The sequence below is a fragment of the Domibacillus sp. 8LH genome (assembly GCF_038806185.1).
Lineage (GTDB): Bacteria > Bacillota > Bacilli > Bacillales > Domibacillaceae > Domibacillus > Domibacillus indicus_A.
Genome location: NZ_JAVJNG010000003.1, coordinates 362,631 through 369,777, shown reverse-complemented (window position 1 = coordinate 369,777; position 7,147 = coordinate 362,631). Strand labels below are relative to the sequence as shown.

General features: G+C 38.2%; 7 protein-coding genes. 5 read left to right on the top strand and 2 right to left on the bottom strand.

All coding sequences use genetic code 11. From position 1 onward, the window contains the following. The 5 genes from RG959_RS25135 to RG959_RS08295 form a co-directional block, all read left to right on the top strand. The coding region (locus tag RG959_RS25135; protein ID WP_369335177.1) for an IS3 family transposase at window positions 1-98 on the top strand (98 nt) is incomplete at its 5' end. A gap of 883 nt (window positions 99-981) precedes the next feature. Then, a complete protein-coding gene (locus RG959_RS08310) occupies window positions 982-1,884 on the top strand; it encodes a hypothetical protein (protein WP_342796683.1) in 903 nt (300 codons plus the stop codon). Between the two features lie 75 nt (window positions 1,885-1,959). Further along, window positions 1,960-3,153, top strand: coding sequence for a hypothetical protein (locus tag RG959_RS08305; protein WP_342796682.1), 1,194 nt, complete (start codon window positions 1,960-1,962; stop codon window positions 3,151-3,153). Between the two features lie 305 nt (window positions 3,154-3,458). After that, entirely contained in the window at window positions 3,459-3,929 is a 471-nt protein-coding gene (locus tag RG959_RS08300; protein WP_342796681.1) for an ImmA/IrrE family metallo-endopeptidase, read from the top strand. Window positions 3,930-4,113: 184 nt separating this feature from the next. Beyond that, on the top strand, window positions 4,114-5,259 hold the full coding sequence (locus RG959_RS08295) for a tyrosine-type recombinase/integrase (RefSeq protein ID WP_342796680.1): 1,146 nt from the start codon (window positions 4,114-4,116) through the stop codon (window positions 5,257-5,259). Window positions 5,260-5,369: 110 nt separating this feature from the next. Here the strand turns inward: RG959_RS08295 and glnA are convergent, their stop codons facing one another. Both glnA and RG959_RS08285 read right to left on the bottom strand, forming a co-directional pair. Further along, window positions 5,370-6,704: a type I glutamate--ammonia ligase gene (gene glnA, locus RG959_RS08290; protein ID WP_315692451.1), complete on the bottom strand. Its 1,335-nt coding sequence runs from the start codon at window positions 6,702-6,704 to the stop codon at window positions 5,370-5,372. Between the two features lie 45 nt (window positions 6,705-6,749). Beyond that, window positions 6,750-7,145, bottom strand: a complete 396-nt coding sequence (locus RG959_RS08285) for a MerR family transcriptional regulator (RefSeq protein WP_242234510.1) — start codon at window positions 7,143-7,145, stop codon at window positions 6,750-6,752. Window positions 7,146-7,147: the final 2 nt, after the last annotated feature.

Sequence of the window (7,147 nt, the reverse complement as noted above, 5' to 3'; positions counted from 1 at the left end):
ATTATGTTAACTGGTTTAACAAGCGGCGGATTCACGGAACACTAGGCTATGTAAGCCCGATTGAATACAAACGATCGCCCCTTAAAAAAGCTGTCTGATTTAGTGTTGACAATCCAAAACAACGCTGGATAGTAAAGCTAATGGCTTTTTCAATTTACCTTCCTCCTTCTCTATCAAACTGATTATAAATTCAATTTTACATTTTTGTAATAGAATCCCTAAAACAATATTGTGTCCTATAACTAATATAAAAGCCGTACCAGTACATTAACTGATACGGCTTTTATATATTTTTTAATGAGTAATAAGGAGACACTCTAAAGGAGTACTAGCTATCCCGACGACTCTCTGCTATCGTTTTTCTATAATTTTTATAATAGAGCAATAGCCACGATATTCCCCAAGTAATAGCACTAAGAATACCATAGATAATAAAGTCTTCAATATTAACCATATTATCTGCATGCAGCCCATCATCGTAAAAACTTCCCCAAAACCATAAATTAAATAAGAACATTAGGATAAATTGCACAAAAAGCCCCGCTATTATCTTCTCTGTCACCCATACTATTAAGAGACCCAGCCCAATGGATAACGGAACAATTAGCAGATCTAAAGCAAGAGGATGAAACAAAGTAGAATAAGTAATGATAAAGACCACTCCTTCGATAAATTAGCATGTAATTAGAAAAAATAAGTATATTTAACTCTGGTTTAAATTCGAATTTGCAATCTGATTTACCATAAAAATTATTGTAACAACAATAGAGTATATCTATTATACCAAAACTTAATAACTATTGGAATAAATGGATTTTATTGTATAATGTGGTTGTGTTGACTTTGGTTTTATTTGTAAAAACAAATTAAGTATTAAATTATATAAGAAAGAAGGATGATATTAGAATTTCAATATAAAAATTTACAGAGTTTTAAGTATAGTACATGTTAAAAATTATTATTTTATCAGGAGGATACACAATGAAATTTAGAGTACTTTCAGCAACACTGCTTAGTTGTATACTCGCAACCACTCCGGCAGCGGCAAACACAGAGATTAATAGCAATAATAATAACATCCAAAAAGAAATTTCTTCTAAAATTACTGAAATTGATCATCTAATGACCTCTCTCAAATCAACACAAAATCATATTAAAGCTGCTAGCAGCTCTTATAGCTCACAAGCTTCGAAAGCTGATCAAGAACAGTTGATTAAAGAAGCCAATAATATACATATAGAGGTAGAAAATTACTTTAACACTGTAGACTCTGACGACTTTTATGCGTCCAAACAAACTGAGGAGCTTATTAATAAGTTAGATCAACTAGATTTAGAAGTAAATAAAGCAAAAGAAGCAAATGTTGTCAAAGCTGCGGCTACTTCTTGGCGTGCCGGTGATATATTGTACTATGGAATTGGAAATAACAGTGCTAGCGGCGAGAAGTCCTTTACTGGACACACGGCCATCCTATCTACGACAGACTACTATGTTATTGAAGCCTCCAAAACAAAAAGTAACGGAGCGAAGGTACATCATTGGAACAGAACAAATTTATGGAAGGGTGCTAGCGGAATCAAGCAATATAAAGTGACCAGCCTATTAGGTAAGGATGCTCCCTCAACAAGCCGAAAAAAGGCGGTTCAGTTCGGCCTAGATCAGGTAGGTGACCAGTATAAATTAGCGACAGACATCTTTTCAAGTAAATACTGGTATTGTTCTAAATTAACTATGCGTCAATGGCACCATGCCGGCTATGATTTAAGAGGTGGTAGAGGTCTAACAGTATCAGGATTTTTGTTAGTCATTCCAAGGGATATTCAATTAGATGCCAATACCCGTCTTCTCAAAGACTGGGGCACAAAAACACCAGGAGTTGTTTAACTTACTGTTTGTTTAACAAAAGTTTTAAAATAATTTTAAAGCGAAAATTTGCGCTTTAATTTGACAGGAGCAAGTATGAAAAAATTTTTTTGGGTTTTTGTGGTTTTTATTATTTGTATAGCAGGTGGCGTTTCTGTATACCTGGCGAATAAGAATGATGAGCGGAAGGATCGAATTGTAGTAAACGGAATGGAAAATCTTACATTTATGAATGAGACTTCTGAAGACCATTACCTTTTATTTTACCCTTCTGACTCAAGGACGTCACAGGAATATACATTGGTTAAAGAAGTATCACAAACTGGTGAAGTGATCAAAGAATATGAGATTAAAGACGATTCATTTAGAAGAATGAGCACCCACCAAAAGCCTACGGATCCAAATAATCTTTATATTTCTTTTTTTGGAGAAGCCGTTATTGAAAACTGGTACTATACCTACGATATACAAAAGCGCACATTTAAAAAGGTGGACCTTTCTTATTTCAAATATGATACCGGAGTAGATCATATTATGCATTACGGTCCCGATGTTCTATTACAAAATCTTGTTTCTCATAAAACCGGGGATCAGAACCTAAATATGGAAACAGGCGCGTTTCAAATGTCAATTACAAATGATACCGAGAAAAAAAGTTATGAAACAGAATACAACCTTATACCTGCTTGGAGTCCCCTTTTAGAGCTAGGAAATAAAATTGTTTTTGCAGGAAGCGGAGAAGAAAACGATCAGGGAGTTGACAAAGGTGCTGTTGGCTTAATCGATCGCAAAACAAGTAAAATAGATTATATCGATTTCAGTCCAAAGTCCACTCAGTTCTATCCAGTATATGGAACTCAAGATCATGCTTATATTATAGGTAATGAAGGAAAAATGTTTGTTCTTAATCAGGACCTTACTTACAAGGAATACAATATCTTCAAAAGCCTGCCTGCACAGGATTACTATTTTCTTGAGTCATCGGGAACCCTTCTTGTAGATAAAGAAAAAGCTCTTCATTTTGTGGCGAGTGAACAAGATGGACCTATCTTGGGTCTGTTGTCGTTTAAAGGAGAACCCTCTTTTTCTCCAATAAACAAATCTTATATTCGCTCAGATATGAGCTATCGTTTGTTATATCAAGACACAAAACAGGGTGAAATTTATTTGATCGAATCAGATGGAGAGGAAAAAGGAAATCTGCTTGTCATTGATAATAAAACGTTTGATTTAGTTCATAAAATTCCGATTGAGCATGATCACTTGCTTGATTTTGTAGTAAAAAGATAACAATACTTATTTAAGATTTCGTTATAGCCCTTGATGTTTTAATGTTATTAGTAAGGCGGTATAGATTAATTATCCTTAATGTCAATTGGTGCGGCTGTCCTCGCTTTTTGATACAAGGATCAAGATACCTTTTAATCAGCCAGTTGCCGTTCTGTGATCGGTAGCTGGTTTTTTAATTCTTATTTACTTTTAACCACCTAAATTACTAATTCTTTTGCTCTAGACTTTTCTTCTAAATACTTTTATTGTATACTCTTACCAAACATATATTCTTATATATGTCAATTGGAAAAGAGGCGGTTACTTTGGGCTATACGAAAACACATCTAGAAGAGTTTGTAGAGGCATTATATATGAAAATCGGTGTCTCTCGACCAGCAGAATTAGATATGGAATTAATTGCAGCACGAATGGGAATCACACTAGAATACATACCCGGCCCTAGCAAAGGCGTAGAAGTTGGCTCACATTCAATTATTATGTTAAACAACTCTCTTTCTTCTGTCCTCCAGTGGCAAGAATTCGCGCATGAATTAGCGCATATTCTCCGTCACTCGGGGAACCAATACTTGATCCCTCGTGATTTTAGAATGCTTCAAGAGTGGCAAGCGAGCCACTTCGCTTTATATTTCTGCATACCTGGTTTTATGCTTCAGGATATCGATTTTCCTAATTCTAAACAAGAGGCAATTTTAAAAGTTATGGATGTCTTTCATGTGACTCCTACTTTTGCAGCTACTCGGCTTGATCAATGGTTTAACCATATATTTTTTTAACTTAAAAAGAACGTACATTCCGAATAAGAGTTTGTTACAACATTTTTATACATAAAGACGTGAAGCCCTTTGCTTTCTGTATGATCTATAGCGTTTCATGGATAGATATTGGGGCGACTTGTATTCACCTACATATTGAATCATACAGCGTAAAGCGAAATGATAAAGAAAAGGAGTGGGATTAATGGCTAGCTTTCGAAAACGCGGCGAAAAGTGGGAATACCGGCTCGTTTATAAAGATCCTTATACTCAGAAAAAACGCGAGAAAACAAAAGGTGGATTTTCAACAAAGAAAGAAGCGCAGCTTGCTGCACGGGATATGGAGATACAGCTAGAAGAAGGAATAGTAGAGACAAATATTTCTTTGCAGTCCTACCTTCATGAATGGTTACACGAGCATAAGAAAGACTCTGTCCGGCGAAATACCTTTGACCTTCATGAAGCTAATATTCGAAATCATATCAACCCATATTTCAAAAATTTGTTATTAAAGGACTTGTCTCCTTCTAAATATCAGAAGTTTTTAAATAACCTTTATCAGGCGAATTATAGTAGGCGTACTATTGAAATCATTCACGGTACCCTATTTAATGCAATGAAAAAGGCTGTAACCCAGCGCAGACTTTCCTTTAACCCCTGCGAAGGAGCGACCATAAAGGGTGCTATGAAAAAGAGAGAAGTGAAATTTATCGATTCGGATAATATCCCTTCTTTCCTAAAAGAAGCTTATCAATACGGCTATGTATACTGGCTCTTCTTCCTCGTCTTGATTGAAACAGGACTTCGAAAAGGTGAAGCTGCTGCTCTTCAATGGCCAGATATTAATTTTAAAGACCAAACTATTACAGTATCAAAGACCTTAGATTTTAAAGAAAAAACAAAAGACAAGCTCTTCGGAGACACAAAAAACTATAACTCTCGACGTACCATTACGATTAGTAAATCATTAACCCGAGTTCTTCAGGACCACTTTAAAAACCAGAATCAGAATAAATTAGCACTTGGCAATTTATATCATCATGATTTGAATTTAGTTCTTTGCCGTAGTGATGGGAACTACATGCCGAAATCTTCATTGTTTAATGCTTTTAAAAAGATATTAGCACGAATAGAGCATCCTCAGCTGCCTATTCACTCACTTCGCCATACGCATGTAGTATTGCAAATGGAAGCTGGCGCAGATTTAAAGTATATCCAGGAACGATTGGGCCATGGAGGAATTGAAATAACAGCTGATGTTTACGCCCATCTTTCAAAGAAATTGGAGGAACAGCAAATGGGCCGCTTTGAGGAATATACAAAGGATCTTTTCGGACAAAAAAACTCTTAGAAAAAAGATGGGCAAATGATGGGCAAGCAGCAATTAAGCTGCCTGATCCAGTCATTTGCCCAACAAAGAAAAACCCCTTAAAGCCATACGGCTCAAGGGGCTTGTCCATCTTAGTACATTGACATGTACTGTTCGCGCTCCCAAGGGTGCACTTGTGTGCGGAACATATCCCATTCGATTTCTTTTGCTTCGATGAAGTGCTCAAGAATGTGCTCGCCTAGCGCGTCTTTGATAGTGTCGTTTTGTTTCAACACTTCAAGAGCTGCTGCTAGTGTAGCTGGAAGGTCGCGTACACCTTCTGCTTCACGCTCTTCTTTGTCCATTGCGTAGATGTTGCGGTCTACTGGAGCTGGAGCTGGCATTTTGTTTTTGATTCCGTCAAGACCTGCTTTTAGAAGCACAGCCATTGCAAGGTACGGATTCGCTGATGGGTCAACAGAACGTACTTCTACACGTGTACTCATGCCGCGTGATGCCGGGATACGGATAAGCGGGCTGCGGTTTTGAGCTGACCATGCAACGTAGCAAGGAGCTTCGTAACCTGGTACAAGGCGTTTGTAAGAGTTAACTGTTGGGTTACAGATCGCTGTGAACGCTTCTGCGTTTTTCACTGTACCTGCGATAAATTGGTAAGCTGTTTCGCTTAGTTTCAATTCGCCGCTTTCATCAAAGAACGCGTTTTTGCCGTCTTTGAATAAAGACAAGTTCATGTGCATACCAGAGCCGTTTACACCGAACAATGGTTTTGGCATGAATGTCGCATGCAAGCCATGCTTGCGGGCAATTGTTTTAACAACAAGTTTAAATGTTTGGATGTTGTCACAAGCTGTAACGGCATCCGCATATTTAAAGTCGATTTCGTGTTGTCCTGGCGCTACTTCGTGGTGAGATGCTTCGATTTCAAAGCCCATTTCTTCAAGCTCAAGCACGATGTCGCGGCGGCAGTTTTCACCAAGGTCTGTTGGCGCAAGGTCGAAATATCCACCGTTATCGTTTAGCTCAAGAGTTGGTTCACCTTTTTCGTCCAATTTGAACAAGAAGAATTCCGGCTCAGGCCCAAGATTGAAGTCTGTGAAGCCAAGCTCTTCCATTTCTTTTAAAACACGTTTTAAGTTTGCACGCGGATCGCCTGAGAACGGCTCGCCTTCTGGAGTGTAGATATCACAGATAAGACGCGCTACTTTACCTTTTTCAGCAGTCCAAGGGAATACAACCCAAGTGTCCAGGTCTGGATAAAGCTGCATGTCAGATTCTTCAATACGCACAAAACCTTCGATTGAAGATCCATCGAACATCATTTTGTTATCAAGCGCTTTGTCAAGCTGGCTCACTGGAATTTCTACGTTTTTGATTGTGCCAAGAATGTCTGTGAACTGAAGACGAATGTATCTCACGTCTTGTTCTTTCGCTAAGCGCTGAATGTCTTCACGTGTGTATTTACCCATTTGTGTCCATTCCTCCTCAAATATGTAAACCTTGTATGCAAAAGATTAGTGAAAAAACCGCCGGTCCATTCCAGAAGAACGATTGAAGCGTCCCGCATTGATCAGCTCTTTGCGAAGCAGCTTGCGAAGTTCTTCATCCGTGAACTCTTTTTTCGGCTTTTGGCCACTATCTCTTGTTTCTAATTCGAGCTCCTGCGATCCGTCTTTAAGCAGGATTTTTTTAATCCCGGCCATATTGATGCCCTGGTCCAGAAGATCTTTCACTTCTAAGAGGCGGTCAATATCGTTCAATGAATAGAGACGCCGGTTTCCATCAGAACGATCTGGGGTAATTAATTGATGCTGCTCATAATAGCGAATCTGCCTTGCGGTTAAATCCGTTAATTTCATGACGGTTCCCATTGGAAAAAGCGGCATCGTCCGGCGTATTTGGCTGCTCATAT

Coding starts and splice junctions, on each gene's coding strand:
- RG959_RS08310 (WP_342796683.1), top strand. CDS start 982: ATGAAATTTAGAGTACTTTCAGCAACACTGCTTAGTTGTATACTCGCA.
- RG959_RS08305 (WP_342796682.1), top strand. CDS start 1,960: ATGAAAAAATTTTTTTGGGTTTTTGTGGTTTTTATTATTTGTATAGCA.
- RG959_RS08295 (WP_342796680.1), top strand. CDS start 4,114: ATGGCTAGCTTTCGAAAACGCGGCGAAAAGTGGGAATACCGGCTCGTT.
- glnA (WP_315692451.1), bottom strand. CDS start 6,704: ATGGGTAAATACACACGTGAAGACATTCAGCGCTTAGCGAAAGAACAA.
- RG959_RS08285 (WP_242234510.1), bottom strand. CDS start 7,145: ATGAGCAGCCAAATACGCCGGACGATGCCGCTTTTTCCAATGGGAACC.